Annotated in this window: 22 protein-coding genes; 15 read left to right on the top strand and 7 right to left on the bottom strand. The window is 66.0% G+C overall.

Features of this window, described 5'->3' with window-relative positions; translation table 11 throughout:
* Window positions 1-54: 54 nt before the first annotated feature.
* Window positions 55-657, top strand: a complete 603-nt coding sequence (locus KYT87_RS29960; RefSeq protein WP_304505146.1) for a response regulator transcription factor — start codon at window positions 55-57, stop codon at window positions 655-657.
* Window positions 658-743: 86 nt separating this feature from the next.
* Here the strand turns inward: KYT87_RS29960 and KYT87_RS02290 are convergent, their stop codons facing one another.
* On the bottom strand, window positions 744-1,511 hold the full coding sequence (locus tag KYT87_RS02290; protein ID WP_046807378.1) for a copper resistance protein NlpE N-terminal domain-containing protein: 768 nt from the start codon (window positions 1,509-1,511) through the stop codon (window positions 744-746).
* 205 nt (window positions 1,512-1,716) lie between these two features.
* On the opposite strand from KYT87_RS02290, the gene KYT87_RS02295 reads away from it, so the two are divergent.
* From KYT87_RS02295 to KYT87_RS02325, 7 genes are all read left to right on the top strand, one after another.
* Entirely contained in the window at window positions 1,717-2,580 is an 864-nt protein-coding gene (locus KYT87_RS02295) for an A24 family peptidase (RefSeq protein WP_219991630.1), read from the top strand.
* Between the two features lie 23 nt (window positions 2,581-2,603).
* Window positions 2,604-3,221 (top strand): dephospho-CoA kinase, encoded by a 618-nt coding sequence (coaE, locus tag KYT87_RS02300; protein ID WP_104144771.1) that lies wholly within the window; start codon window positions 2,604-2,606, stop codon window positions 3,219-3,221.
* Between the two features lie 69 nt (window positions 3,222-3,290).
* On the top strand, window positions 3,291-4,043 hold the full coding sequence (zapD, locus tag KYT87_RS02305; protein ID WP_219991631.1) for a cell division protein ZapD: 753 nt from the start codon (window positions 3,291-3,293) through the stop codon (window positions 4,041-4,043).
* Window positions 4,044-4,180: 137 nt separating this feature from the next.
* A complete protein-coding gene (locus KYT87_RS02310) occupies window positions 4,181-5,455 on the top strand; it encodes an MdtA/MuxA family multidrug efflux RND transporter periplasmic adaptor subunit (protein ID WP_219991632.1) in 1,275 nt (424 codons plus the stop codon).
* A 12-nt stretch (window positions 5,456-5,467) separates the two neighbouring features.
* Entirely contained in the window at window positions 5,468-8,566 is a 3,099-nt protein-coding gene (locus tag KYT87_RS02315) for an MdtB/MuxB family multidrug efflux RND transporter permease subunit (RefSeq protein WP_219991633.1), read from the top strand.
* Window positions 8,563-11,676, top strand: coding sequence for a multidrug efflux RND transporter permease subunit (locus KYT87_RS02320; protein WP_219991634.1), 3,114 nt, complete (start codon window positions 8,563-8,565; stop codon window positions 11,674-11,676). The genes KYT87_RS02315 and KYT87_RS02320 overlap by 4 nt, the downstream gene beginning before the upstream one ends.
* Window positions 11,673-13,187 carry an efflux transporter outer membrane subunit gene (locus KYT87_RS02325; RefSeq protein WP_219991635.1) on the top strand — a complete coding sequence of 505 codons (1,515 nt, stop codon included), beginning with the start codon at window positions 11,673-11,675 and terminating at the stop codon, window positions 13,185-13,187. Before KYT87_RS02320 ends, KYT87_RS02325 begins: the two co-directional genes overlap by 4 nt.
* Window positions 13,188-13,199: 12 nt before the next feature.
* Here the strand turns inward: KYT87_RS02325 and KYT87_RS02330 are convergent, their stop codons facing one another.
* From KYT87_RS02330 to KYT87_RS02355, 6 genes are all read right to left on the bottom strand, one after another.
* Window positions 13,200-13,865, bottom strand: a complete 666-nt coding sequence (locus KYT87_RS02330; RefSeq protein ID WP_219991636.1) for a TetR/AcrR family transcriptional regulator — start codon at window positions 13,863-13,865, stop codon at window positions 13,200-13,202.
* Between the two features lie 141 nt (window positions 13,866-14,006).
* A complete protein-coding gene (locus KYT87_RS02335) occupies window positions 14,007-14,969 on the bottom strand; it encodes a Nudix family hydrolase (RefSeq protein WP_219991637.1) in 963 nt (320 codons plus the stop codon).
* Window positions 14,962-15,828, bottom strand: a complete 867-nt coding sequence (locus KYT87_RS02340) for an ATP-binding protein (RefSeq protein ID WP_006217204.1) — start codon at window positions 15,826-15,828, stop codon at window positions 14,962-14,964. The genes KYT87_RS02335 and KYT87_RS02340 overlap by 8 nt, the downstream gene beginning before the upstream one ends.
* Before the next feature lie 6 nt (window positions 15,829-15,834).
* Complete coding sequence (gene argJ, locus KYT87_RS02345) at window positions 15,835-17,061, bottom strand: bifunctional glutamate N-acetyltransferase/amino-acid acetyltransferase ArgJ (protein WP_219991638.1); 1,227 nt, start codon at window positions 17,059-17,061, stop codon at window positions 15,835-15,837.
* A 145-nt stretch (window positions 17,062-17,206) separates the two neighbouring features.
* Window positions 17,207-18,247 carry a hypothetical protein gene (locus KYT87_RS02350; protein WP_046807389.1) on the bottom strand — a complete coding sequence of 347 codons (1,041 nt, stop codon included), beginning with the start codon at window positions 18,245-18,247 and terminating at the stop codon, window positions 17,207-17,209.
* Between the two features lie 61 nt (window positions 18,248-18,308).
* Window positions 18,309-18,803 (bottom strand): MarR family winged helix-turn-helix transcriptional regulator, encoded by a 495-nt coding sequence (locus tag KYT87_RS02355; protein ID WP_046807390.1) that lies wholly within the window; start codon window positions 18,801-18,803, stop codon window positions 18,309-18,311.
* 268 nt (window positions 18,804-19,071) lie between these two features.
* Here KYT87_RS02355 and KYT87_RS02360 point away from each other — a divergent pair, with 268 nt between their 5' ends.
* The 7 genes from KYT87_RS02360 (at window position 19,072) to siaB (ending at window position 26,549) form a co-directional block, all read left to right on the top strand.
* A complete protein-coding gene (locus tag KYT87_RS02360; protein ID WP_120153687.1) occupies window positions 19,072-20,235 on the top strand; it encodes an ABC transporter substrate-binding protein in 1,164 nt (387 codons plus the stop codon).
* Window positions 20,236-20,366: 131 nt separating this feature from the next.
* Complete coding sequence (locus tag KYT87_RS02365; RefSeq protein WP_046807392.1) at window positions 20,367-21,287, top strand: branched-chain amino acid ABC transporter permease; 921 nt, start codon at window positions 20,367-20,369, stop codon at window positions 21,285-21,287.
* Window positions 21,287-22,252 (top strand): branched-chain amino acid ABC transporter permease, encoded by a 966-nt coding sequence (locus KYT87_RS02370; protein WP_219991639.1) that lies wholly within the window; start codon window positions 21,287-21,289, stop codon window positions 22,250-22,252. The genes KYT87_RS02365 and KYT87_RS02370 overlap by 1 nt, the downstream gene beginning before the upstream one ends.
* Entirely contained in the window at window positions 22,249-23,040 is a 792-nt protein-coding gene (locus tag KYT87_RS02375; RefSeq protein WP_219991640.1) for an ABC transporter ATP-binding protein, read from the top strand. The genes KYT87_RS02370 and KYT87_RS02375 overlap by 4 nt, the downstream gene beginning before the upstream one ends.
* Entirely contained in the window at window positions 23,040-23,744 is a 705-nt protein-coding gene (locus KYT87_RS02380) for an ABC transporter ATP-binding protein (RefSeq protein WP_046807400.1), read from the top strand. The genes KYT87_RS02375 and KYT87_RS02380 overlap by 1 nt, the downstream gene beginning before the upstream one ends.
* Before the next feature lie 252 nt (window positions 23,745-23,996).
* Window positions 23,997-25,985, top strand: a complete 1,989-nt coding sequence (siaA, locus tag KYT87_RS02385; RefSeq protein ID WP_219991641.1) for a biofilm regulation protein phosphatase SiaA — start codon at window positions 23,997-23,999, stop codon at window positions 25,983-25,985.
* A gap of 24 nt (window positions 25,986-26,009) precedes the next feature.
* The gene (gene siaB / locus KYT87_RS02390; RefSeq protein WP_046807395.1) at window positions 26,010-26,549 is read left to right on the top strand and encodes a biofilm regulation protein kinase SiaB; all 540 of its coding nucleotides are present in this window, start codon (window positions 26,010-26,012) and stop codon (window positions 26,547-26,549) included.
* The last annotated feature ends 12 nt before the right edge of the window (window positions 26,550-26,561 follow it).

Consider the following 26,561-nt stretch of genomic DNA (forward strand, 5'->3'; position numbering starts at 1 on the left):
TTAGGGGGAGGGCAGACTTCTTGTAATCCTACATTGCAAAAAACGAGTCGCCCCATGCGTGTTCCCCGTCCCGACCTTGATGCAGCGCTTGTCGCCTTGACGCCCCGCGAAAGGCAGATCGTCGACTATGTGGCGGCCGGCAGGCCGAACAAAGTGATCGCCATCGACCTGGGTATTTCGCTGCGCACGGCGGAAGCCCATCGCGCCCGCATCTTCGCCAAACTACATACCCGCAACGCCATGGAGCTGGCCTGCCGCCTGTGCGCGCACGGCCGTTCCGGGGCGTCGCCCATTCTTGAAGCCGCGGCAGTGGATGCGGCGTTGGCTGCCGAGCGGGGTGCTGGGGTGGCTGCTGAGCGGGGTGCTGAGCGGGGTGCGGCCACGGCTTCACGGCCCGCGCTGGGTATGGCTGGAGGCAGGCCGATGACTGGCTCTCCCACGCTGCCCGCCGACGCAAATTTGCCCATCGTCTCGCAGCCGATCATCCCCGGGATTTATTCCGCCGCCATGTTCCCCCCTATGGCGTCCAGCACGACGCTGCACGAACCGCCGCTGGGATATGGAGTCGATCCCGCAGCAGCTGATGACCCGACGGACGACCCGACGGATGACCCTACGGATGATCCCTCGGACGACCCTGCGGACGCTCATGATTAGCCGGCGCGGGGCCCAAAAAAACGCCGGGCCCGCGAACAAGGTGTTCGGCGGGCCCGGCGGGATCGGGTTGTTGCGTTATGCCGGCGTTACGGGCACTTGGGCGCCGCGGCCTTGGCCAACTCGTCGATCGGGTCCAGATCCGGCTGGCGGGTCAGGTTGTAGTTCAAGTTGGGCGTTTGGCCTGCGATCGAACGCACGCGCAGCACGTTGTTGGCGGCCACCACGAACTCGGCGCGGACGTTACCGTTGCCGTCCATCATGATGACGCGCGGCGGGCGTTCGTCGGTGGCGTCCCAGCAACCCTGTTCGGTTACGGCGGGGCCCTTGTTCGGGTCGTTTTCCAGGTAGGCCGTGCGGCCACGCCAACGGCCGTTGGGCGCCAGGGTCAACGTCACGCGCTGCGCCGTGCATTGCATGGCGGGCGAGAAACACGGCAACGTGCCCATGTAGGTCTGCGGCTGTGGCACCAGGCTGTGGGCCGCGGCATTGGGCGGGGCAGCCGGGGCGGGCGTGGAAGCGGCAACGGCGGCGCTGTTGTCGGCGCCTTCCGGAACGGGCTGGCCGTCTTCGGTGGTCTGGCCACCGGCAGCGGCTTGCGCGGCTTGGTTCTGGGGTTTGCGAGCGTCGGGCTTCAGGGCGATTTGCACTTGCGACGGCGCGCGGATGACGCTGCGGTAGCCGGCGCCCGAACCCTGGTACTGGGCATCGGTCACCGTGCTTTCAGCCGGGGGGTCGTAATAGCCTTCGGTTTTTTGCTGGGCGCAGCCTGCCGCACCTAGTGCGGTACCGGCCAGCAGCAGCCCCATGACGCTGAGTTTGCGGGATCGGGTAACGATGTCGACGCGGGCGGTCATGGCAGCTTATCCGTGAATTGAGTCTGTCTCCGATTTTACGCACTTATGCGAAGATTCGATACGTTCCCTTAGCCACTCTTGGGTGTAGTCAGCACTTTATGCACAATAAACGACACGGCCGCCGTTTTGCTGTCGGCCTTTTGGCCGACGGACGGGGCGCGGGATCTGGCGCTGGGTCTGGCGCGCGCCTTCGTCGCGGGCGGGCATGAACGTGCTGCGACACGCTTTCGATATTCCCTTGGGCGCCTTCATTGCGCTGGCCGCGTTGGCGGGCTTGTTCGTCGGCAATTGGCTGACCGTGCTGACCTATCGGCTGCCTCGCATGATGGAACGCGAATGGCAGGCGCAATGCCTGGACGCGGTAGGCCGGGCGCGGCCCGACAGCCCCGACGGCCTGTTCCATCCGGCATCGCATTGCCCTGCCTGCAACGCGCCGGTGCGTGGCTGGCGGCGGCTGCCGGTGTTGGGCTGGCTCTTGCTGCGGGGCCGCTGCGCCGAGTGCGATGCCGTGATTGCGTGGCGCTACCCCGCCATTGAATTGCTGACCTGCCTGGTGTTCGCCGCCTGCGCCTGGCGCTACGGCGCCACGCCCGTCGCCCTGTGCGCCATGGGCTTGTCGGCCATGCTGATCGCCTTGGGCTGGATCGATTTTGAAACCACGCTGCTGCCTGATGTGCTGACGCAGCCGCTGGTCTGGGCCGGCCTGGTCGTCAACCTGTTCGGCACCTTCACCACGTTGCCGCTGGCGGTGATCGGCGCGGTGGCCGGCTATGTGTTCCTGTGGGTTATCTTCCATCTGTTCCGGCTGCTGACCGGGCGCGAAGGCATGGGCTATGGCGACTTCAAATTGCTGGCCGCGCTGGGCGCCTGGTTTGGCGCCGAGTCGCTGCCGATGCTGTTGCTGGCGGCCTCGTTGGTGGGCGTCTTGATCGGCGGCGCGCTCACGCTCAGCGGTCGCGCGGGCCGGGGGCAGCCGCTGCCTTTCGGACCCTACCTGGCATTGGCCGGTATCGTGATGTTGCTGTTGGGTGGCGACGAGGGCTTGTGGTTGTTGATGCGCCAGGCGTGAGCCGGCGGGAAAGGATAGGCATCATGTTCAAGATTGGGCTGACGGGCGGCATCGGGTCGGGCAAGTCCCGCGTGGCCGACATGCTGGCGGACTGGGGCGCAACGCTGGTCGACACCGATGAAATCGCGCGCGCGCTGACCGCCGCGAATGGCGCGGCGATGCCCGCCATCGCGACCGAGTTCGGCGCCGATGCGTTGACCCCGGACGGTGCGCTGAACCGCGACTGGATGCGCGAGCGCGCCTTCGCCGACCCCGCCGTGCGGCAGCGGCTTGAAGCCGTGCTGCATCCCATCATCTCCGAAGAAACACGGCGCCAGGCGGCGGCCGCGACCGGATCGTATCTGGTCTTTGTGGTGCCGCTTTTGGTGGAGTCCTTAAAGCGGTGGCGCGGGCGCGTTGACCGCATCTGCGTGGTGGACTGCGACCCCGACACACAGGTGGCTCGCGTGCAGGCTCGCAGCGGGCTGACGGAGCCCGCCATCAGGCGTATTATGGCGGCACAGGCTGCGCGGCAAGTCCGCCTGGAGTCCGCTGACGACGTCATCATGAACGACGGCGCCACAACACCCGAGCAATTGCGCGCGCAGGCAAAGACCTTGCATGACCGCTGGCTTGCGCTGGCGACCACCCAGGGCCGGTAAGCGCAAGCGGGCCGGCACCCTTCCACATCCCGGCCGGCTGGCTGACCACTGATGGGCCTGTAAAAAAGCGTGATTGTTTACGAATACCCCTTCAATGAGCGCATCCGCGCCTACCTGCGATTGGAATACCTGTTCGACAGGTTGTTCTTCTTTGCTCAGGCAGGGGATTCACGCCAACATCAGATTGCCGTTACTTCTCTTTTCGATTTGCTTGACGCCTGCGAACGCACGGACGTGAAAGGCGCGGTGCTGCAAGACCTTGAACGCCAGCGCATGGCGCTGGTGGGTCTGCGCGATCACCCCGGCGTGGCGCAGGATGCGCTGGAAGCCATGCTGCGCGAACTGGAAAAAGTGGCCACGGCATTGGCCGCGCCCGGCAAAACCGGCCAGTCGCTGCGCGAAAACGAATGGTTGACCAGCCTGCGTGGTCGCTTGTCCGTGCCGGGCAGCGCCACGCAGGTCGACATGCCGTCCTACTTTGCCTGGCAGAACAAATCCGAAGCCGCCCGCCTTGCGGACCTTCAGGCCTGGATCTCACCGTTTCTTGCCCTGTACGACGGGCTGACGCTGGCGTTGCGGCTGCTGCGCGAGTCCGGCCGCAAGACCGACATCGTGGCCGAGCAGGGCGCCTACCAGCAGATGCTGGGCGGCAAGCAGTTTCATCTGCTGCGCGTGTGGGTCGACCCCGAGCAAGGCGTATTCCCCGAGATCAGCGCCAATAAGTACATGATCTGGATACGTTTTTCCACGCAAGACGGCGAATTCAAGCCCCAGCAGGTGGCCCGCGACGTCGCCTTTCAGATGACGTTGTGCAGCTCGTAGGCTGCTGCCTTGCCCGCCTACGGCCGCCGCAAGGCTGATTCTTGTTGCGGCCAGTTTCAACTGGCGCCCGCGATGCGCGAAACGGAACCCGACTAGTAGACAATACGGCTTTCTGCATTAGTGCCGGAACCGTTTCCATGTCCGAAAGTCGTCCTGTTTCCCCACCGTCCCGCTGGACCCGCCGCCGCATTGGCGGCTTGGTCGTGTTGCTGCTGGTGGTTGCCGGTATTGCCTGGCTGGTGCTGCGGCCCTCTGCCAAGCAGGGCGGTCCGGCCGGCGCGCGAGGCCCGGGCGGCGGCCGGCCCCCCGCGGCCGCGATGGCCAATCTGCCCGTCCCGGTGCGCATCGCCACCGCCACCAAGCAGGACATCGACATCTACCTGAAGTCCCTGGGCACCGTCACCGCGTACAACACGGTCACGGTGCGCAGCCGCGTCAGCGGCGAACTGGTCGATGTGAAATTCCAGGAAGGCCAGCAAGTGAAGGCCGGCGATGTGCTGGCGCAAGTCGACCCGCGCGCCTTCCAGGTGGCGCTGGACCAGGCGCGCGGCACGCAGATGCAGAATCTGGCCCAGCTTGAAAACGCGCGGCGCGACCTGCAACGCTATCAAGCCCTGTTCAAGCAGGACTCCATCGCCAAGCAACAGGTCGACACCCAGGCCGCGCTGGTGCGCCAATACGAAGGCACCGTCAAAAGCGACCAGGCCAACGTGGACAACGCCAAGTTGCAGCTGGATTACGCCCGCATCACCGCGCCCATCAGCGGCCGGCTGGGCCTGCGCCAGGTGGACCGGGGCAATCTGGTGTCCAGCTCCGATACCAATGGGCTGGTTGTCATTACCCAGACCCAGCCCATCTCCGTCGTCTTCACGCTGCCGGAAACCCAGCTGCCCGAAGTGCGTGGCGAAATCGCGGCCGGCCGAACCTTGGCCGTTGACGCGTACGACCGCGCCGACACGCGGCGTATCGCCACCGGCGTGCTGGAAACGCTGGACAACCAGATCGACGTCACCACCGGCACCTTGAAACTGAAGGCCAGGTTTGAAAACGCGGACGACGCGCTGTTCCCGAACCAGTTCGTCAACGTGCGCCTGCACGTGCTGACGCGCAAGGACGTCACCGCCGTCCCCACCGCCGCCATCCAGCAAGGCTCGGCCGGCGCCTTTGTGTTCCTGGTGCAGCCGGACAACACCATCGCCGTGCGCCAGGTCAAGCTGGGCGCCATCAACAACGGCATGGTCGCCGTGAACGAAGGGCTGCAACCGGGCGACCGCGTCGTCACCGAAGGCACCGACCGCCTGCGCGCCGGGGCCAAGGTTGAAATCGTGGGCGGCGCCGAAGTCATTCCCGCCACCCGCGACAAGACGCTGGGCGCGGGCGCCCCTGCCGGCACCACGCCGCCGTCCAAATAAGCCGAGCGCATCGTGAGTCCGTCGCGTCTGTTCATCCTGCGCCCCGTCGCCACCACGCTGGCGATGGTGGCCATCCTGATTGCCGGCTTCATCGCCTACCGCATGTTGCCCGTGTCGGCGCTGCCCGAGGTGGACTACCCGACGATCCAGGTAGTGACGCTGTACCCCGGGGCCAGCCCCGACGTGATGACCTCGCTGGTCACGTCCCCGCTGGAACGGCAGTTTGGGCAGATGCCGGGCTTGAACCAGATGTCGTCCACCAGTTCGGGCGGCGCGTCGGTCATCACCATGCAGTTCAACCTGACCTTGCCACTGGACGTGGCCGAGCAGCAGGTGCAGGCCGCCATCAACGCGGCATCCAACCTGCTGCCCAGCGACCTGCCGGTGCCACCCACGTACAACAAGGTCAACCCCGCCGATGCCGCCGTGCTGACGCTGGCGATCACATCGCCCACCATGCCCTTGCCGCAGGTGCGCGACCTGGTCGACACGCGGGTGGCGCAGAAGCTGTCGCAGATTCCCGGCGTGGGCCTGGTCAGCGTGGCGGGCGGGCAGCGCCCGGCCGTGCGCGTGCAGGTCAATCCGCAGGCGCTGGCCGCCAACGGCCTGGCCATGTCCGACTTGCGCACCGCCATCGTGGGCGCCAACGTCAATCAGCCCAAGGGCAACCTGGACGGCCCGCTGCGTTCCACCACCATCAACGCCAATGACCAGCTGAAGTCGCCCACCGACTACAACGACCTGATCATCGCCTACAAGAACAACGCGCCGCTGCGCCTGTCCGACGTGGCGCGCGCGGTCGAAGGCGCCGAAGACACGCGCCAGGCCGCATGGGCCGGCGACAAGCCCGCCATCCTGTTGAACATCCAGCGCCAGCCCGGCGCCAATGTGATCGACGTGGTCAACCGCATCCAGACACTGTTGCCGCAGCTGCGCGCCGCGCTGCCGGCCACGCTGGATGTCACCGTGGTGTCCGACCGCACGCAGACCATCCGCGATTCCGTCGAAGACGTGAAGTTTGAAATGCTGCTGGCCGTGGGGCTGGTGGTGATGGTGACCTTTGTGTTCCTGCGCAGCCTGACCGCCACGCTGATCCCCAGCGTCGTGGTGCCGCTGTCGCTGGTGGGCACGTTCGGCATCATGTATCTGGCCGGGTTCTCTATCAACAACCTGACGCTGATGGCGCTGACGATCGCCACCGGCTTCGTGGTGGACGACGCCATCGTCATGATCGAGAACATCGCGCGCCACATCGAAGAAGGCGAAACGCCGATGCAGGCGGCGCTCAAGGGTGCCTCGCAGATCGGCTTCACGCTGATCTCGCTGACGTTCTCGCTGATCGCCGTGCTGATTCCGCTGTTGTTCATGACCGAAGTCGTGGGCCGGCTGTTCCGCGAATTCGCCATCACGCTGGCGGTGTCCATCCTGATTTCACTGGTGGTGTCGCTGACCCTGACGCCGATGATGTGCGCACGCCTGCTGCGCGCGGAATCGGAACAGAAGCACGGGCGTTTTCACACCGCCACCGGCAACTTCATTGACCGCGTCATCGCCGGCTATGACCGGATGCTGCAAGTGGTGCTGCGCCATCAGCCGCTGACCTTGCTGGTGGCGCTGGGCACGTTCGCGCTGACCGTGGTGCTGTACATGGTGGTGCCCAAGGGCTTTTTCCCGCAGCAGGACACCGGGTTGATCCAGGCCATCACGCAGGCGCCGCAATCCATTTCGTTTCCGGCCATGGCCGAACGCCAGCAGGCCGCCGCGCGGCTGGTGCTGCAAGATCCGGACGTGCAGGCCGTGTCCTCGTTCATCGGTGTCGACGGCAGCAACGCCACGCTTAGCGCCGGCCGCATGCAGATTTCCCTAAAGCCGCAAGCCGAGCGCAGCGGCGATTTGCGCGCGGTGATGGCGCGCTTGCAGGAATCGCTGGGCAAGCAGGACGGCCTGACCGTCTACATGCAGCCCGTGCAGGACCTGACCATCGAAGACCGCGTCAGCCGCACGCAATATCAGATGACGCTGTCCAACCCCGACCTGAAGGTGCTGAGCGAATGGACGCCCAAGCTGGTGGACCGGCTGCGCCAGGTGCCGGGCCTGAAGGACGTAACGGATGACTTGCAGGACGACGGCTTGCAGACCTGGGTCGAGATCGACCGCGATGCGGCCTCGCGCCTGGGCATTACGGCCGCCGTCATCGACGAAGCGCTTTACGACGCGTTCGGCCAGCGCCTGATCTCCACGATCTTCACGCAATCGAACCAGTACCGCGTGGTGCTGGAAGTGCAGCCACAGTTCCAGATGAACCCGTCCGCGCTGGGGCAGATCCATGTGCCCACGGCCGCGGGCACGCAGGTGCCGCTGTCGTCCGTGGCGCACATCACCGAAGGGCGTACGGTGCTTGCCGTGAACCGGCTGGACCAGTTCCCGATGGTCACGGTGTCGTTCAACCTGGCGCCGGGCGCGTCCTTGTCCAACGCGGTCGAAGCCATCACCGCCGCCGAAGCCGAGATCGGCATGCCCGCCGGGGTCGAGACCCGCTTCCAGGGCGCCGCGCTGGCGTTCCAGAATTCGCTGACCAGCACGTTGTGGCTGATCCTGGCCGCCGTGGTCACCATGTACATCGTGCTGGGCGTGCTGTACGAAAGCTACATCCATCCCATCACCATCCTGTCGACCTTGCCGTCCGCCGGCGTGGGCGCCTTGCTGGCGCTGTTGATCAGCGGCACCGAGCTGGACATGATCGGCATCATCGGCATCATCCTGCTCATCGGCATCGTGAAAAAGAACGCCATCATGATGATCGACTTCGCGCTGGACGCCGAGCGCAAGCGCGGCCTGAGCCCGCGCGCCGCCATCCATGAAGCCGCGCTGCTGCGCTTCCGGCCCATCTTGATGACCACGCTTGCCGCCCTGTTCGGCGCCTTGCCGCTGATGCTGTCCACGGGCACCGGCGCGGAATTGCGCCAGCCGCTGGGCCTGGTGATGGTGGGCGGCCTGCTGCTCAGCCAGGTGCTGACGCTGTTCACCACGCCCGTCATCTACCTGATGTTCGACCGCCTGTCGCGCCGCTGGCGTGGCGTGCGCGCGCCCGCCGCCGGGGACGCGTCATGATCATGTCGGCGCCCTTCATCGTCCGGCCGGTAGCGACCACGCTGCTTAGCGTGGCGGTTGTGATGGCGGGGCTGCTGGCGTTTTTCCTGTTGCCGGTGGCGCCCTTGCCGCAGGTGGATATCCCCACGATTTCGGTGTCGGCCAGCCTGCCCGGCGCCAGCCCCGAGACCATGGCATCCAGCGTGGCCACGCCGCTTGAGCGGTCGCTGGGCAGCATCGCGGGCGTGACTGAAATGACGTCCAGCAGCTCGCAGGGGTCTACCCGCGTGACGCTGCAATTTGATTTGTCGCGCGATATCAACGGCGCGGCGCGCGACGTGCAGGCCGCCATCAACGCGGCGCGTTCGTTGCTGCCTTCCGGCTTGCGCAGCAATCCCACGTATCACAAGTCCAACCCGTCGGACGCGCCCATCATGACCTTGGCGCTGACGTCCGACACGCTGGGCCAGGGCCAGCTGTACGACATCGCCTCCACCATCGTGGCGCAGAAGCTGGCGCAGGTGGACGGCGTGGGCGAAGTCACCGTGGGCGGCAGTTCGCTGCCGGCCGTGCGCGTCACGGTGCTGCCCGGCGCGCTGGCCAATCGCGGCGTGTCGCTGGACCAGCTGCGCAGCACGCTGGCCAACGCCAACTCGAACCGGCCCAAGGGCGTGCTGGAAAACGACCGCTACCACTGGCAGATCATGGTCAGCGACCAGCTCAGCCGCGCCGAGCAATATCGGCCGCTGATCGTGGCCTGGAAAGACGGCGCGCCGGTGCGCGTGTCGGATGTGGCCAAGGTCGAGGATTCCGTCGAAGACCTGTACCAGACCGGCTTCTACAACGACCGCAAGGCCATCCTGATGATCGTGCGTCGGCAGGCCGACGCCAACATCATCGAAGCCGTGAACGCCGTGCGCGCGCAGCTGCCCGTGTTGCAGGCGCTGATGCCGGCCGACGTGAACATGACGGTCGCGCAAGACCGCACGCCCAGCATCCGCGCGTCGCTGCACGAAGCCGAACTCACGCTGATCATCGCCGTGGGCTTGGTGGTGCTGGTGGTGCTGCTGTTCCTGCGCCGCTGGCGCGCGGCCATCATCCCCAGCGTGGCCGTGCCGGTATCGCTGATCGGCACGTTCTGCATCATGTATATGTGCGGCTTCACGCTGAACACCATTTCGCTGATGGCGCTGATCGTGGCTACCGGCTTTGTGGTGGACGACGCCATCGTGGTGCTGGAAAACATCATGCGGCATGTCGAGAACGGCATGTCGCCCATGCGCGCGGCGCTGCGCGGGTCGCGCGAAGTGGGCTTCACGGTGCTGTCCATGAGCCTGTCGCTGGTGGCGGTGTTCATCCCCATCCTGCTGATGGGCGGCGTGGTGGGGCGGCTGTTCCGCGAATTTGCCGTGACGTTGTCGGCCGCCATCATGGTGTCGCTGGTGGTGTCGTTGACGTTGACGCCCATGATGTGCGCGCGGCTGTTGCGTCCCGAGCCCAAGGACGCCAAGCCGCCCGGACGGCTCGCGCGTTGGTCCGAACGCGGCTTTGAAGCCATGCTGGACGGCTATCGCCGCAGCCTGCGTTGGGCGCTGGCGCATGGGCGCCTGATGATGCTGACGCTGGCCGTGGCCGTGGGCCTGAACGTGTACCTGTACATGGCGGTGCCCAAGGGCTTTTTCCCACAGCAGGATACGGGCCAGCTGCTGGGCTTTTTCCGGGTCGACCAGGGCACCTCGTTCCAGGCCACCGTTCCCAAGCTGGACGCGCTGCGCAAGGTGGTGCTGGCGGACCCGGCGGTGCAAAGCATGACGGGGTACGCCGGCGGGCGCGGCGGCAGCAACAGCAGCTTCATGCAGATCCAGCTCAAGCCGCTGGAAGAGCGCAAGGTGTCGGCCGATGTGGTCATCAACCGGCTGCGCGGCAAACTCCAGAATATGCCGGGCGCGCGCATGTTCCTGGTGTCGCAGCAGGACATCCGCATCGGTGGGCGTCAGAGCCAGGGCTCGTACGACTACACGCTGATGTCGGGCGACCTGCAATTGCTGCGCACCTGGATGCCCAAGGTGCAGCAGGCGATGGCGAAGATTCCTGAAATCACGGACGTGGATACCGATGTCGAGGACAAGGGCCGCCAGATCAACCTGGTGATCGACCGCGAGGCCGCAACGCGGCTGGGCGTCAGCATGTCCACGATATCCACGGTGCTGAACAATTCGTTCAGCCAGCGGCAGGTGTCGGTGATGTACGGGCCGCTGAACCAGTACCACGTGGTACTGGGGCTGGAGCCCAGGTTTGCCGAAGACATTGAATCGCTCAAGCAGGTGGAAGTCATCACGTCGACCGGCGCGCGCGTGCCGCTGCTGGCGTTTGCAAGCCTGGAAAACGGCAACGCGCCACTCAGCGTGCAGCACCAGGGTTTGTTCGTGGCGGACACGGTGTCGTTCAGCCTGGCGGCCGGCGTGTCGCTGGGCCAGGCCACCGCCGCCATCGATGCGGCCGTGGCGCGCATCGGCCTGCCTTCCGACCAGATCCAGGCGGGCTTCCAGGGCACCGCCGCCGCCTTGCAGCAAACGCTGGCGCAGCAGCCGTGGCTGATCCTGGCGGCGCTGGTCACGATGTACATCGTGCTGGGCATTTTGTACGAGAGCTTCGTGCATCCGCTGACGATCCTGTCCACCTTGCCGTCCGCCGGGCTGGGCGCGCTGCTGGCGCTGCTGCTGGTGCGGCAGGACTTCACGCTGATTGCGCTGATCGGCGTGTTCTTGTTGATCGGCATCGTGAAAAAGAACGCCATCATGATGGTGGACTTTGCGCTGGAAGCGCAGCGCGTGCAGGGCATGGCGCCGCGTGAAGCGATCTTCCAGGCGTGCGTGACGCGCTTTCGCCCCATCATGATGACGACCATGGCCGCCATCTTCGGCGCGCTGCCGCTGGTGCTGGCAACCGGCGCGGGCGTCGAGATGCGCCAGCCGCTGGGTATCACCATCGTGGGCGGCCTGGTCCTCAGCCAGATCCTGACGCTGTACACCACCCCCGTGGTCTATCTTTACCTGGACCGTTTTCGCCTGTGGGCATCGCGCTGGCGCGCCCGGCGAAATGACGCCCCTGCTTCCATAGAACCTACATGATCCGACCCAAGCCGTTTGCCGCATCCTTCCTACCCCGCAGCGCCGTCACGCTGGCGCTGTGCGCGCTGCTTGGCGCGTGCGCGGTCGGCCCTGATTACCAACGCCCCGCGCTGGATGTGGGCGCGTCCTACAAGGAAGGGCAGGGGCAAGAGCAGGTAGACGGCTGGAAGCGGGCGGAACCGCGTGACGTGGCCGACCGTGGCAAGTGGTGGCAGGTGTATGGCGACGACACGCTCAATACGCTGGTCGAGCGCTTGAACACGTCGAACCAGACCATTGCCCAGGCCGAGGCCAATTACCGTCAGGCGCTGGGCCTGGTGCGCGCCGCCCGCGCGGGCTTCTATCCCACCGTGGGCGCCAGCGCCGGCATGTCGCGCGCGGGCGTCGGCACGGGCTCGTCATCGTCGTCAGGCAATGGCAGCAATGTGTCGAACCAGTATTCCGTGACCGGCAGCGTCAGCTGGGAACTGGACGTGTGGGGACGCGTGCGCCGCAGCACGGAATCGTCCGAGGCCAGCGCGGCGGCCAGCCTGGCCGACTTGGCCGCCACGCGCCTGAGTGCGCAGGCGGCGCTGGTGCAGACCTATCTGCAACTGCGCGTGCTGGACGAACAGAAACGCTTGCTGGACGCTACCGTGGCGGCGTATGAAAAGTCGCTGCAACTGACGCAGAACCGCTATGAAGTGGGCGTGGCCGGGCAGGCCGACATCGCCGTGGCGCGCACGCAGGTGGAAAGCACGCGCGCCCAGTCGATTGACCTGGACTGGCAGCGCGGCCAGTACGAGCACGCCATCGCCGTGTTGATGGGGCAGGCCCCCTCGCAGTTCAGCCTGCCGCCGGCGGTATTTGCCTTGCAGCTGCCGCAGATTCCGGTGGGGCTGCCGTCCGAACTGCTTGAGCGGCGGCCGGACATCGCCGCGGCCGAGCGTCGCGCGGCCGCGGCCAATGCGCAGATCGGCGTGGCCGAGGCCGCGTGGTTCCCCTCGCTGATCCTGTCGGCCGACGGCGGCTTCCGCAACGGCCAGTTCGCCGACCTGCTGACGGCGCCCGCGCGCTTCTGGTCGTTGGGTCCGGCGTTGGCGCTGACCCTGTTCGATGGCGGCGCGCGCGCCGCACAGGTCGAACAGGCGCGCGCCGCCTACGACTCGCAAGCGGCCGCCTATCGCCAAGCGGCGTTGGTGGGCCTGCGCGAAGTTGAGGACTATCTGATCCAGCTGCGCGTCATGGAAAACGAACAGACCGTGCAACGCCGCGCGCTGGAGTCCGCGCGCGAGTCGTTGCGCCTGATTCAGAACCAGTACAAGGCCGGCCTGGTGGACTATCTGAGCGTGGCGGTGGTGGACGCCACCGCGCTTAACAGCGAGCGCAATGCGCTAAGCCTGTTGGGCACGCGGCTGGTGGCCAGCGTGAATTTGATTGTGGCGTTGGGTGGGGGGTGGGATGGCCTGCCAGCGGTGCAGGAGGCCGACGCGGCGCCAGCGCCCGCTTCGACGACGGCCCCCGTGAACTGAGCGCGCAGCCGTTCACACGACGGGTTCGCCGGACGCCGCGCTGCTTTGGCGGCGCGCTTCCAATGTCGATAACGCTTCGGCATTGAGCTCATCCGGAAAGCTGTGCGCGACCAGGTATTCCAGCGCTTTGTCGATGCGCGCCCAGCCTTCAGGCTCATGCAGCGGCAAGCCTAAAAAGTGCGTGGCGGTTTTGGCGCGCAATGTCAGGTAGACCGCCCCGGCCAGTATCACGCCCGCTACGGCGGGCACGTCTACATCAGGCGCAAGTTCGTCAACGCGCTCGATGAATCCGCGCGCGGCATTTTCGCGGCGTTCGGCCAGGGATGCGGTGACGTCGTTCTGTTCGATCAGCTCCCAGCGCCGCACCTCGCGCAAGGTTTCATTGCCTGATAGCGTTTCAATCTGCGCGCGCAGCATCGTCAGAATCAGATCGGCCGGCGTGCGCTGGCTGGATTCCTCCGTGGTCAACAAGCCGGGGTTGCGTGTCCAGAAATCTTGTTCTTTCATCCACGCCAGCAGCAGGCCCGACATGCCGTCAAAGTAGCGGTAGATGAGTTCTTTGCTGACGCCTGCGCGCTTGGCGATGGCGTTGATGCCGACTCCGCCCATGCCTGTTTCCAGGATCTGGGCTTCAAGGGCTTGGAGTATTTGGCGCTCGGTATTCGCACGGCGGGACATGACAGGTTCCTTCATGACGAGAGAGCTGTCGTGGCCCGCCGCGCGGGGCACCCGGCTATCAGGACCGGAGCGGCGCCGGACGAGCCGGCGGCGGGGCCGATAAGACTTACATCTTGCCAGACTTCCGGCCCCGCAGGGTAGTTAGATCACGCCACGTATACCCGCGATGCCGTGCGCACCATGACGTAGTGCGTGCGACACGGTGGCGGTGGACTGGCCGCCCAGCGCGAATACGGGTATGCCCGCGTCGCGATTGCCCGCCACAAAGCCTTCCCAGCCGAGCGTCGCGGCGCCAGGGTGGCTGGGCGTGTCCAGCACGGGACCCAGCACGGCAAAGTCGGCGCCGAGTTCACGGGCGTGGACGACTTGCGCGTTGTCGTGCGCGGACACGCCAACCAGCGCGCCGGCCGGCAATTCGGGCCGTGCGTGCAAGCGGGCGGCATCCGCAGTGCGCAGGTGTACGCCGTCGGCTTCTTTCCACCATGCGGCGGGGTGCGCGCTGTTGACCAGCACACGCGCGCCGGCGGCGCGGCAGCGCTTGATCACTTGCTGAAAAACTTCATGCAGCGATGCTGCACCGGCGCCATCGGGCCATTGCGGTTCACGCAGTTGCACGAGCTTCACGCCACGCGCAAGCGCTGCGTCCAGCCGGCCCAGGAACGCGGCCACGCCCGCACGCGAGCCGATCGAGCTGATGCCATAAGTGGTGGGCAGTTGCAGCCAGCGCAGCGGCGGCAGCGTGGCGGGCAGCAAGTCGCCGACCGATGCCGCGTTGGCGGGGTTGACCCATTCCAGGCGCTGGTTTTCCAGTCCTTGCGGTTCGCCTTCCCAGGCGGTGACGTGGCAGAACGCCAGGCGCACCGTGGTGTGGGGATAGACGTGCACATAGGTCACCCACGGGCGCGACTGCGTCACGCGGATGCCCAGCTCTTCCTGCAATTCGCGGGCCAGCGCTTGCAGCACCGTTTCGCCGGGTTCCAGCTTGCCGCCCGGCAGCTCCCACCAGCCCGACCAGGGCTTGCCCTCGGGCCGCTGGCCCAAGAGCAGCATGCCGTCGGGACGCAGGATCAGGCCCGCTGCAACGTCAACGATCTTTTCAGACATGGCGGGCCGCCCAATCGCGCGCGAACTGATAGGCCACGCGGCCCGAACGCGATCCGCGTTCAATCGTCCATTGCAGCGCCTCGGTGCGCGAGGGCTCGATGTGCGCCTCCGGGCAGCCCAGCTCGCGCAGCCAGTGGTAGACGATGTCCAGGTAGTCATCCTGCTTGAACGGATAGAACGACAGCCACAGGCCGAAGCGTTCCGACAGCGAGATCTTTTCCTCGACGGTTTCGCCGGGGTGGATTTCGCCATCGGGCTGATGCTTGGCCTGAAGGTTTTCGCTCATGTATTCGGGCATCAGATGACGCCGGTTGGACGTGGCGTAGATCAGCACGTTGTCGCCCGAGGCCGACACCGAGCCGTCCAGCACCGACTTCAACGCCTTGTAGCCGGGCTCGCCTTCTTCAAACGACAGGTCGTCGCAGAAGACGATGAAGCGTTCGGGGCGCGGCGCGACCAGTTCGACGATGTCGGCCAGGTCGCCCAGGTCGGACTTGTCCACTTCGATCAGGCGCAGGCCCTGGTCGCCGTACGCCGCCAGCATCGCCTTGACCAGCGAGCTCTTGCCGGTGCCGCGCGCGCCGGTCATCAGCACGTTGTTGGCCGGCTTGTTCGCCAGAAACTGCTGCGTGTTGCGGTCGATGGTGGCCTTCTGGCGCTCGATGTGCTGAAGGTCCTGCATGTCGATGCGCGCCACGTGGCGCACCGCATCAAGCCAACCGCGCGAGCCGCGCTTGCGCCAACGGAACGCGTGCGCGCTCCAGTCGATCTCGGGCGTGGCCGGCGGCAGAAAGGCCTCAAGCTGCGCCAACACGCGCTCGGCGCGCTGGATAAGGGTGGTGAACTCGCTAGCGCTCATGGCCGATCACGAACGGTAGTCGGCGTTGATGGACACGTATTCGTGCGAGAAGTCGCAGGTGTAGACGGTGTCCGACACCTGGCCCCGACCCAGCGCGATGCGCACCAGGATTTCGGCCTGCTTCATCACGCGCTGGCCATCGGCTTCCTGGTAGTCGGGGTTGCGGCCGCCGTTCTTGGCCACCAGCACATCGTCCAGCCACAGGCGGATGTTTGACACGTCCAGGTCGTCGATACCGGCGTAGCCCACGGCCGCCAGGATGCGGCCCAGGTTGGGGTCCGACGCGAAGAACGCGGTCTTGACCAGCGGCGAATGCGCCACGGCGTAAGCCACCTTCAGCGCTTCTTCGGTGGTGCCGGCCTCTTCGACGCGGATGGTCATGAACTTGGTGGCGCCTTCGGCGTCACGCACGATCTTGGTGGCCAGCTCCAGCGCGGCGGCGGTCAGCGCGTCGCGCACGGCGGCGTAGGCGGCGTCCGATTCGCTGTTGACGTTCACGCCCGATTTGCCGGTGGCGGCGATGATGAAGGAATCGTTGGTGGACGTGTCGCCGTCAACCGTGATGCGGTTGAACGACGCGTCGGCGATTTCACCGGCCAGCTTGCGCAGCAGCGGCTGGGCAATGCCGGCATCGGTGGCCAGGAAGCTGAGCATGGTCGCCATGTTCGGGCGGATCATGCCCGCGCCCTTGCTGATGCCGGTGAAAGTGACGGTTTTGCCGTCGATCAGCACCTTGGCCGACGAGATTTTGGGCAGCGTGTCGGTCGTCATGATGCCGTGCGCGGCGCTGGACCAATGGTCGGCGCCCAGGTTGGCGATGGCGCCCGGCAGGCCGGCGACCAGGCGGTCCAGCGGCAGGGGCTCAAGGATGACGCCGGTGGAGAACGGCAGGACTTCGGCGGCGGGCACGCCCAGCAGCTTGCCCAGCGCTTCGCAGGTGTCCTGCGCTTTCTTCAAGCCTTCTTCGCCCGTGCCGGCGTTGGCGTTGCCGGTGTTGATGACCAGCGCGCTGATGGCGCCGCCGGCGGCCAGGTGGGCCTGGCAGACCTGCACCGGGGCGGCGCAGAAGCGGTTGCGGGTGAACACGCCCGCCACGCTGGTGCCTTCGGCCAGGCGGAACACGGTCAGGTCACGTCGGTTGGCTTTGCGGATGCCGGCCTCGGTGACGCCGATTTCAACACCGGCTACAGGAAAAATTTCGGACTCGGAGGGGATCTGCAAATTAACGGCCATGACTTCGTCTCTTGAGTAGGCAGGACAAAATCGCCGCCGGTAAGGCGGCGCGCGGGGGAAAGCTTCGTATTATCCCACCGGTTTGCGGCAGGGGTTTGTCAGGCGGCGGCCGGTGGGGCAGGGTGGCCCCTGGCGGGCAAGGCGGTCAGGGGGCCATCCGCATGGCCGCCACGTCCAGCACGCCGGCCTGGCGGTTGGTCAGCACGCTGCGTACCGTGCCGTCCGGCGCTTGCAGCACCGAGTTGCCGGCGTCGACATCTTCACCCCCATTGCGGCGCGCCGAGCGCCCGCGCGACGGCGAAAACAACAGGTCGCCTGCTTGCGCACCGGGCAGGCGCGGGTTGGCGGCCAGCACGCGGGTGCCGGGCGGGTAGGTCATGGCGCCCAGCGTGGTCTCGCGCGCCAGCAGGCCTTCAAAATCCAGCAGGCGGCGCTGGCTGTCCAGCCGCATGTCCACCTTCAGCAAGGGCAGTTGGCGCAACGTCACCGCGTCGCTGCCCTCGGTACGCAGCAACCAGCGCGGCGTGCTGGCGCCCGCGTCGGGCGGCGTGCCGCGCGCGGCCTCGTCCACTTTCAACCAGGCGCCCGGCGGCACCGGCTGCTGGTCCAGGGTATTGCCCACCGCCAGATGGCAGCTGGCAAAGCGCGGCTGGCCGCCTTGCAACACGAATTCCAGCCGATGTCCGTGCGCACACAGCCAGCCTTCCTGGGCCTGGTCGCGCGCAATTTCCACGGACAGGGTTTCGGGTTGCTTGGGGGTGGCGGCGTAGCGGAACAGGCGGGTGGCGGACACGCCCAGGATGGCGGCGGGTTGCGCGTCGGGAAAGACGGCGCGGTCGAACGAGGCCAGTTCCCCCGGGCGGGTCAGGCTGAGCACGGTGCCGGCGGGCATGTCCACGCCGGACAGGCGCGTGGCGTGGGCCAGCGTTGTCTTGCGGCCGGCGTCGGCCTCGGCGTCGCGGTGGGCGGCAAACCACAGGCTGAACTGCTGATAAGGAAAGATAGCGCCGACCAGCGCAAGAATGGTCATCAGCGTCGTGCCGATGCGCCGGTGGTCGCCCAGCCACAGCCGCGCGCTGGGCGTGGTCGCCAGCACGGCCAGCCAGGTCAGCAAGGTCGCCAGGCAGGCCAGCGACGCCGCCATCAGCACATAGAAATTACCGCCAGGAAGGGAAACCGGAATCATGGCGGCAATTATGCGCCAAACCGGGGTCGGTTTTCAGCGCTGGCGGGGGGCAAAGCGTGGCTTATGGCTTGGCGGATTCCGAGCGGGTGGCCACCACTTGCAGCTTCAGTTCGCCCAGCGCCTGGAACAGCGCGTTGCGGGTGGACTCGGGCAGGTCGCCAAACATGGACTTGACCCAGGTTTCATGGGCGCGCGCCATGCGGGCAAAGCTTTTCTTGCCCTGCGGCGTGAGCTTGATGAGCGAACTGCGGCGGTCGGACTCGACCTTCGTGCGCACCACCAGCCCTTCCTTTTCAAGCTGGTCGGTAATGCCGGTGATATTGCCGTTGGTGACCATCATGTGCCGCGAGAGCTCGCCCATCTTCATGCCCTTGGGCGCGCGTTGCAATTGCGCCATCAGGTCAAAGCGGGGCAGGGTGGTGTCGAACTCGTTACGCAGGCGGCTGCGGATCTCGCTTTCGACGAGATTGGCGCAGGTAAGCATGCGCAGCCAGAGGCGCAACGCATGGTGGTCGTCGGGCGCGGCGCGGGATTCGAGATCAGGAGCGTCAGTCATCGGCGTTTTCTTGAGGTTCGGCAAGATGTCGGGTACTGTCGCGCGTGCGCCGTACCCAGCGTGTCGTCGAAGTGGTCATCGTTGATGGGGGGCTGGTAAACCCGCGGTAGAAACCCCGCTGGTAAAAACCCTAGTCTTGTTTTGAAGAATACTTTAAACCTAAACTATGAACCGCGCCAGCTTTCCCTATGCCGCGCGCAGAAGTCATTCGAATCGCACCCTCAATAAGAACACCCTCTGCGCGGGCTCGCGCACGGAGCACACCACCATGCGTTTGATCACTTCCCTTATCGCCGCCGCCGCGCTGGTTCCGGCCGTGGCCATGGCCGACGCCGTCAAGGTCGGCATCGCCAACGATATCTCCGGCCCGTTCTCGGCGCTGGGCGCCGAAGCGCGCGATGGCTTCAACCTGGCCATCAAGCAACTGGGCAGCAAGCTGGGCGGCCAGCCCGCCGAATTCGTGCAGACCGACATGGGCGGCAACCCTGACCAGGCCCGCCAATTGGTCACGCGTTATATCCAGCGCGAGAAAATCGATTTCTTCACCGGCCCGATCGGCTCGAACGTGGCGCTGGCCGTCGGCCCCGCCCTGTTCGCCGCCAAGGTGCCGTACCTGTCGAACAACCCGGGCCCCAGCCAGTTCGCCGGCGCCCAGTGCAATAACTACTGGTTCGGCACGTCGTACCAGAACGACGCCTTCCACGAAGCCGCCGGCAAGGTCGCCGCCGACCGAGGCTTCAAGAAAATGTTCATCATGGCCCCCGACTATCCGGCGGGCAAGGACGCGTTGACGGGCTTCAAGCGCGGCTACAAGACCGCCCCGGGCGACGAGGTCTACACCAAGCTGGGCCAGATCGACTACGCCGCCGAGATCGCGCAGATTCGCGCCGCCAAGCCGGACGCCGTCTACATCTTCCTGCCGGGCGGCATGGGCATCAACTTCGTCAAGCAGTTCGTGTCGGCCGGCCTGTCGCAAAGCGTCAAGCTGATCGGCCCGGGCTTCTCGGCTGACGAAGACGTGATCCAGGCCGTGGGCGAACCCATGCTGGGCATGTACAACACCGCCCAGTGGGCGCATGACCTGGACGTGCCGCAGAACAAGGCGTTCGTGGACGCCTTCCGCAAGGAATACAACGGCCGTTACCCGTCGGTTTACGCCGCCCAGGCGTACGACGTGATCATGGCCATGGACGCCGCCGTCAAGCAGGCCGGCGGCAAGGCCTCGGATCGCGCGGCCGTCATCGCCGCCCTGGAAAAGGCCGACTACCCGTCGGTGCGCGGCAGCTTCACCTACGGCAAGAACCACTATCCGATCCAGGCCTATTACCTGCGCGTCGTCGACAAGGACGGCAGCGGCCGCATCACCAACAAGCTGGTCGGCAAGGTGTTCGACAAGTACCAGGACGTCTACGTCGGCGAGTGCAAGCTCTGAGGTAAGACGCCCAAGCGCGCGTCAGCCGTGGTTTCCGGCCCAGCCGGACGCGGCCGGCGCGCGCCGCCGTCCCATGTAGGTTTGAATCGCACGCGCACCGCCATCAAGGCGCGCGGCAGGGGGAAGTGTTCATGACGTTTACGCTGATCGTCGAGCAATTGCTGAACGGTCTGCAGTTTGGGTTGATGTTGTTTTTGATCGCGGCCGGGCTGACCCTGGTTTTCGGCATCATGGACATCATGAATCTGGCTCACGGCTCGCTCTACATGGCCGGCGCCTATGTCGCCGCCGAAACCATGCAGCGCACAGGTTCATTTACCGCCGCCGTCCTGGTGGCGGCCGTCGCCACCGGCCTGGTCGGCGTGGTGCTGGAACTGACGCTTATCCGCCGCCTTGCGCTGCGCGACCATCTGGCCCAGGTGCTGGGCACCTACGCCGTCATCCTTATCGCCAATGACCTGGTCAAGATGATCTGGGGCCCGGCGCCCGTCATGCTGAACATGCCGGCTGTGTTGTCAGGTCCGGTGCGGCTGCTGCCCGACCTGCTGTACCCGGCCTATCGGCTGATGATCATCGTGTTCGGCGTGGCCGCCGCTGCGGGGCTGTACTGGTTCGTGACGCGCACCCGTGCCGGCGTGCTGGTGCGGGCCGGCGCGTCCAATCGCCAGATGGCCACGCTGATGGGCGTGCGCGTGCCCTTGCTGTTCCTGGGCGTGTTCGTGCTGGGCGCCATGCTGGCCGCCGTGGCCGGCGCGTTGCTGGGGCCGATCACGTCGGTGCAGGTCGGCATGGGCGAAGAAATCCTGATCCTGGTGCTGGTGTGCATCGTCATCGGCGGCATCGGATCGATTCGTGGCGCGTTTGTCGGCGCCTTGCTGGTGGGCATGGTCGACACGGCGGGGCGGGCCTTCCTGCCCATGTTGCTGCGCCAGGTCTTTTCGCCCGCTGTCGCTTCCAGCGTCGGTCCGACGCTGGCCGCCATCGCCATCTACGTATTGATGGCGGCCGTGCTGGTGTTCCGGCCCTCGGGCCTCTTTCCGGCGCGGGGTTGATGATGAAAAGCACAATCTGGACGGTGGTCCTGTTGTTGGCGCTGGCGGCATTCCCGCTGGTCGCGCCCGCACTGGGCCTGGATTTCTACATTTCGTTCGTGCGCCGCGTGCTGATCTACGCCCTGGCCGCGACCAGCCTGAACCTGATCCTGGGTTACGGCGGCATGGTGGCGCTGGGTCACGCGGCCTTCTTTGGCGCGGGCGCCTACGCCGTGGGCATCCTGGCGATGTCGGGCATCACATCGGCGTTTATCGTCTGGCCGGTGGCGATGCTGCTGGCGGCCGTGCTGGCGGCGATCACGGGGGCGATCTCGCTGCGCACGCGTGGCGTCTACTTCATCATGATCACGCTGGCGTTCGCGCAGATGCTGTTCTATATCTTCATTTCGCTACGCCAGTACGGCGGGGAAGACGGGCTGAACCTGCCCGGCTATTCCACCTTGCCGGGCATCGACCTGGCTAATGACGTCAGCTTCTATTACCTGGTGCTGGTGCTGTTTGCGCTGCTGATGTGGGTGTTCAGCCGCGTGGTGTCGTCGCGCTTTGGCACCGCCTTGCAGGGCATTCGCGAAAACGAATCGCGCATGGAATCCATGGGCTATCCCGTCTACCGTATCAAGCTGGTGGCGTTCACGCTCAGCGGTGCGGCGGCGGGCCTGGCGGGCGCGCTGCTGGCCAATCACAACCTGTTCATTTCTCCCAGCCTGATGCATTGGACGCAGTCGGCCAACCTGCTGATCATGGTGCTGGTGGGCGGCATCGGGCTGCGTTGGGGCGGTGTGGCCGGCGCGGTCGTGATGCTGACGCTGGAAGAAGTGCTGCGCTTGTGGACGGAATACTGGCACCTGCCGCTGGGCGTGTTGCTGCTATGCGTGGTGTTCGGCGCGCCGCGCGGTCTGGTGGGCCTGTTCGGCCCGATGTTCGGCGGACGCGCCGCTGCCCAATCCGGCAAGGTGGGATCATGAGCCTGTCATCCATTGCCCAGGCCACCTCGGCAAATACGCCCGCCTTGCAAGCCACCGGCCTGGTGCGCCGCTTTGGTGCGCTGGTGGCCACCGACAATGTGTCGCTGTCCTTGAATCCGGGTGAGATCCACGCCTTGATCGGGCCCAACGGCGCCGGCAAGTCCACGTTGATCCATCTGTTGTCCGGCACCTTGGCGGCCGACTCGGGCACGCTGACGGTCGGCGGACGCGACGTGACCGGCCTGAACGCGCACCAGCGGGTGGCGGCCGGTTTGTCCCGGTCGTACCAGATCACCAATATCTTCAAGCAGTCCAACGTGTTGGATAACCTGGTCCTGGCGGTGCAGGCGCACGCGGGCAGCAGCTTCCGGTTCTGGAAGCCGCGCGCCGCCGAGGCCGCGCTGTACGAACAGGCGCGCGAGCTGGCGCGTGAATGCGCCATCGACGCCAGCCTGCTGGACCGCCCGGCCGGCACCCTGCCGCACGGCGAGCAGCGCAAGGTGGAATTCGCGCTGGCGCTGGCCGCGCGTCCCAGTGTGCTGTTGCTGGACGAGCCCATGGCCGGCATGGGGCCGGACGAAACCGTCCGCCTGACCGAACTGATCGAAAGCCTGCGCGGCCGGGCCGCCATGCTGCTGGTCGAACACGACATGCAGGCGGTGTTCCGCCTGGCCGACCGCTTGTCGGTGCTGGTGTATGGCCGCGTCATCGCCACCGGCACCCCCGACGACATCCGCGCCAATCCCGAAGTGCGCCAAGCCTACCTGGGCGACGAGGAGACCGCATGATGCTGACCATTGAATCGGCCAAGAGCGGCTACGGCGCCAGCCAGGTGCTGTTCGGCGTGGACCTGCAAATTGGCGCGGGGCAGGTGGTGACGCTGCTGGGCCGCAACGGCATGGGCAAGACCACGCTGCTGCGCACCCTGTTCGGCCAGTTGCCGCTGCGCGGCGGCAAGATTCACTTTGCGGGCCAGGACATCAGCGGCTGGAGCACGGACCGTATCGCGCGGGCCGGCGTGGCCATCGTGCCGGAAGGTCGCCAGTGCTTTCCGAACCTGAGCGTGCGCGAACACCTGACCGCTTTCGTGGCGGGCCGCAACCCCGACATTACCGACCCGTGGACGCCCGACCGCGTCTTCGACCTGTTCCCCCGCCTGCGCGAACGCGCCCGCAACATGGGCAACCAGTTGTCGGGCGGCGAACAGCAGATGCTGGCTATCGGCCGGGCGCTGGTGACCAATCCGCGCCTCTTGATCCTGGACGAAGCCACCGAAGGGCTGGCCCCCAAGATCCGCGAAGAGATCTGGCATTGCCTGGCGCGTCTGCGCGAAGCCGGGCAGACCATCCTGGTCATCGATAAATATGTCGAAAGGTTGCTCAGCCTGGCGGATCAGCACGTCATCCTGGAACGCGGCAAAGTGGTCTGGACGGGCGACTCGCCCGCGCTGGACGCCGACCGTGGCCTATGGGAACGCTATCTGGGCGTGTAGTAATAAAGCTGCACAGGGGCGGGTGAGCGGAAAAATAATAAGAAAAAAGTAGGAAATAAAACGCAATAAACCGCCATTTTCATTGCTGCGTTGAAACACAAGGTGTCTGGCCGGAATCCAGACGTTTGCAGCTGTTTCAAAAGCCCCCGCTGTTCTCTACACTTGTCGCGCCTGTCCCCATCGCGTGTGCTTGCCGACTGGGTACGCACGTGACGCACGTTATGTCCTATCAAGTTGTCAGGAAGACTTCGCATGGCGAAATGGGGTTTGCGCAAAAAATCATTGATGGCGCTGTTGCTGGCGTGCGTGGTCGCCTTGGCGCCTGCCGCCGTCATCGGTTGGTTGGTGCTGGACGGCGTCCGGGACCACTTCGGACGCGCCTTCGCCGATAACTTCACGCAGCTGAACCGGCAACGCATCCTGGCGCCGGTGTCGCGCGAACTGGCCTTGTCGTTGCGGCTGGCCGACAGCGAAGTCACTCGCCGCTGGCTGCGCAACGAAAACGATCCCGCCGCCCGCGAGCTGTTCTTTCGCGAGGCCGACGGCTATCGGCGCGACTTGCTTGGGCGCGCCTACTTTATCGCCAGCGCCGCCTCCGGCAACTACTACTTCAACGACGACCAGCCGCTGTCCGAGGCGCCGCGCTATAGGCTCAGCCCCTCGGCAGCGGACGACGGCTGGTTCTACGCCACGCTGAAGTCGCAGGCCAAGTACAACATCAACGTCAACCCGGACCTGAAGCTCAAGACCACCAAGGTCTGGATCAACGCGCAGGTGCGCGACGGCGACAAGGTGGTGGGGCTGACCGGTGCGGGGCTGGACGTGGGCGGCTTCCTGCGCGAATTCGTCAACAGCGGCCAACCTGGCGTTACGCCGATCATCGTTGACGAAGACGGCGCCATCCAGGCGCACATGGACCCCACGCTGATCGCCTATAACTCGGGCGCGGGCGGCGGCGCGGCGGACCGCGGGCGGGTGTTCAGCCTGCTGGACGCGGGGCCGGGCCGGGAAGAATTGCGCGCGGCCATGCATGCCGCGCAGGCGGACCCGCAATCGGTGCAGACGGCCTGGGTGGTCATGGACGGCGCGCGCCAGCTGGTGTCGGTGGCGTATATGCCCGAACTGCACTGGCACGTGCTCACTCTGGTGGACCTGGGCGCCGCGCGCGTGCTGGACACCGACTGGCTGTGGCCGGCCGCCATCGGCCTGGTGGTGCTGTTCGCCGCCATGCTGCTGTGCTTTGGCTACGCCATTGAACGCCTGATGCTGCGCCCCTTGCGCCGCTTGCAGCAATCGGCACGCGCCATCGCCGACGGCAGTTACGACGTGCGCCTGCCGCCGGGCGGCCAGGACGAAATCGGCGACCTCAGCCGCGCGTTCGGCGTCATGGCGGACAAGGTCCGCCAGCACACGGCCGAACTGGAAAGCAAGGTGCGCGAGCGCACCTCTGCCCTGGAAGACGCCAACCGCGCCATGGCGGCCGCGCACAAGAAGATCGGCGATTCCATCGACTACGCCAGCCTGATCCAGCGCGCCATCCTGCCCGACCGTCAGATGACGCAATCGCTGGGCGCGCACCACTTCGTGCTGTGGAAGCCGCGCGATGTGGTCGGCGGCGACTTCTACGTGTTCCGTTCCGATGGCGCCAACTGCCTGTTGGGCATCATGGATTGCGCGGGCCACGGCGTGCCGGGCGCGCTGATGACGATGCTGGCGCGCGCCGCGATCGATCTGGCGATTACCGAGGTCGGCCCCAGCGACCCGGCCGGGGTGCTGACCCGCACCGACGGGGCCATTCGCGCGATGCTTGCGGATGCGCAATTGCCGCGCGCGCTGGCCACGAATACCGATGCGGGGCTGGTATATATTGACCGCCAATCCGCGCGCCTGCGCTATGCCGGCGCGAAGATCAGCCTGTACGCCAGCGATGGCGAGACCCTGCGCGAAATCCAGGGCGGCAAGCGCGCGCTGGGCGACAAGCGGGTGGGCGTCTATGAAAACATCGACGTGCCGCTGCAATCCGGCTGGACGTATTACCTGGCCACCGACGGCTTCCTGGACCAGGCCGGCGGCGAGCACGGATTCGGTTTCGGCAACACGCGTTTCGCGGAAATGCTCAAGAGACACGCGCGGCAGCCGTTAACCGAGCAAGCAGCCGCGTTTTCGCAGGCGCTGGCGCAGTACCAGGGTGGCCGTCCCCAACGTGACGACATCACCCTGCTGTCTTTCCGTTTCGAATAAACGTTATCAGGGCGGTAACCCCCTATGAATGCCTCCGATCTCTACGCGTTGGGCGAACGGTTCAACCAGAACCGGACCCTGCTTTGCTTTAACGGGCCGATCTCCCGCAGCCTGATCGAGGAAATCGGCAATGCGCTCAAGAATTACCTGAACGCGGAACATGCGCGGCCGGCCGAAGCCATGGACGTCTTTTCGGTCTATATCGAAATGATCCAGAACATCCGCCAATACGCCACCGCCAATGGCGATGCCGAAGCCTGCGCCACGGTGGTCATAGGCCGCCGCGACGAAAGCCGCTACGTGGTGTCGGCGGGCAACCGGGTCAAGGCCGAGGACGGCCACGCGCTGGTTGCGCGCATCCGCGAACTGGCCGCGCTGGACAAGGCGGCGCTCAAGGCCGAATACAAGGCGCAGCTGCACAAGCCGCGCGCCCAGGGCGTGGCCTCGGGCGCGGGCCTGGGCCTGATCGATATTGCGCGGCGCGCCGGCGCTCCGCTGGAAGCCAGCCTGACGCCCACGGCGGGCGAGGGCATTGCGTTCTTCAGCCTTAGCGTTGTGATCTGAAGGCTACGCGCG

Origin of the sequence: Achromobacter sp. ES-001 (genome assembly GCF_019448355.1) — a bacterium.
GTDB lineage: Bacteria > Pseudomonadota > Gammaproteobacteria > Burkholderiales > Burkholderiaceae_B > Achromobacter > Achromobacter spanius_B.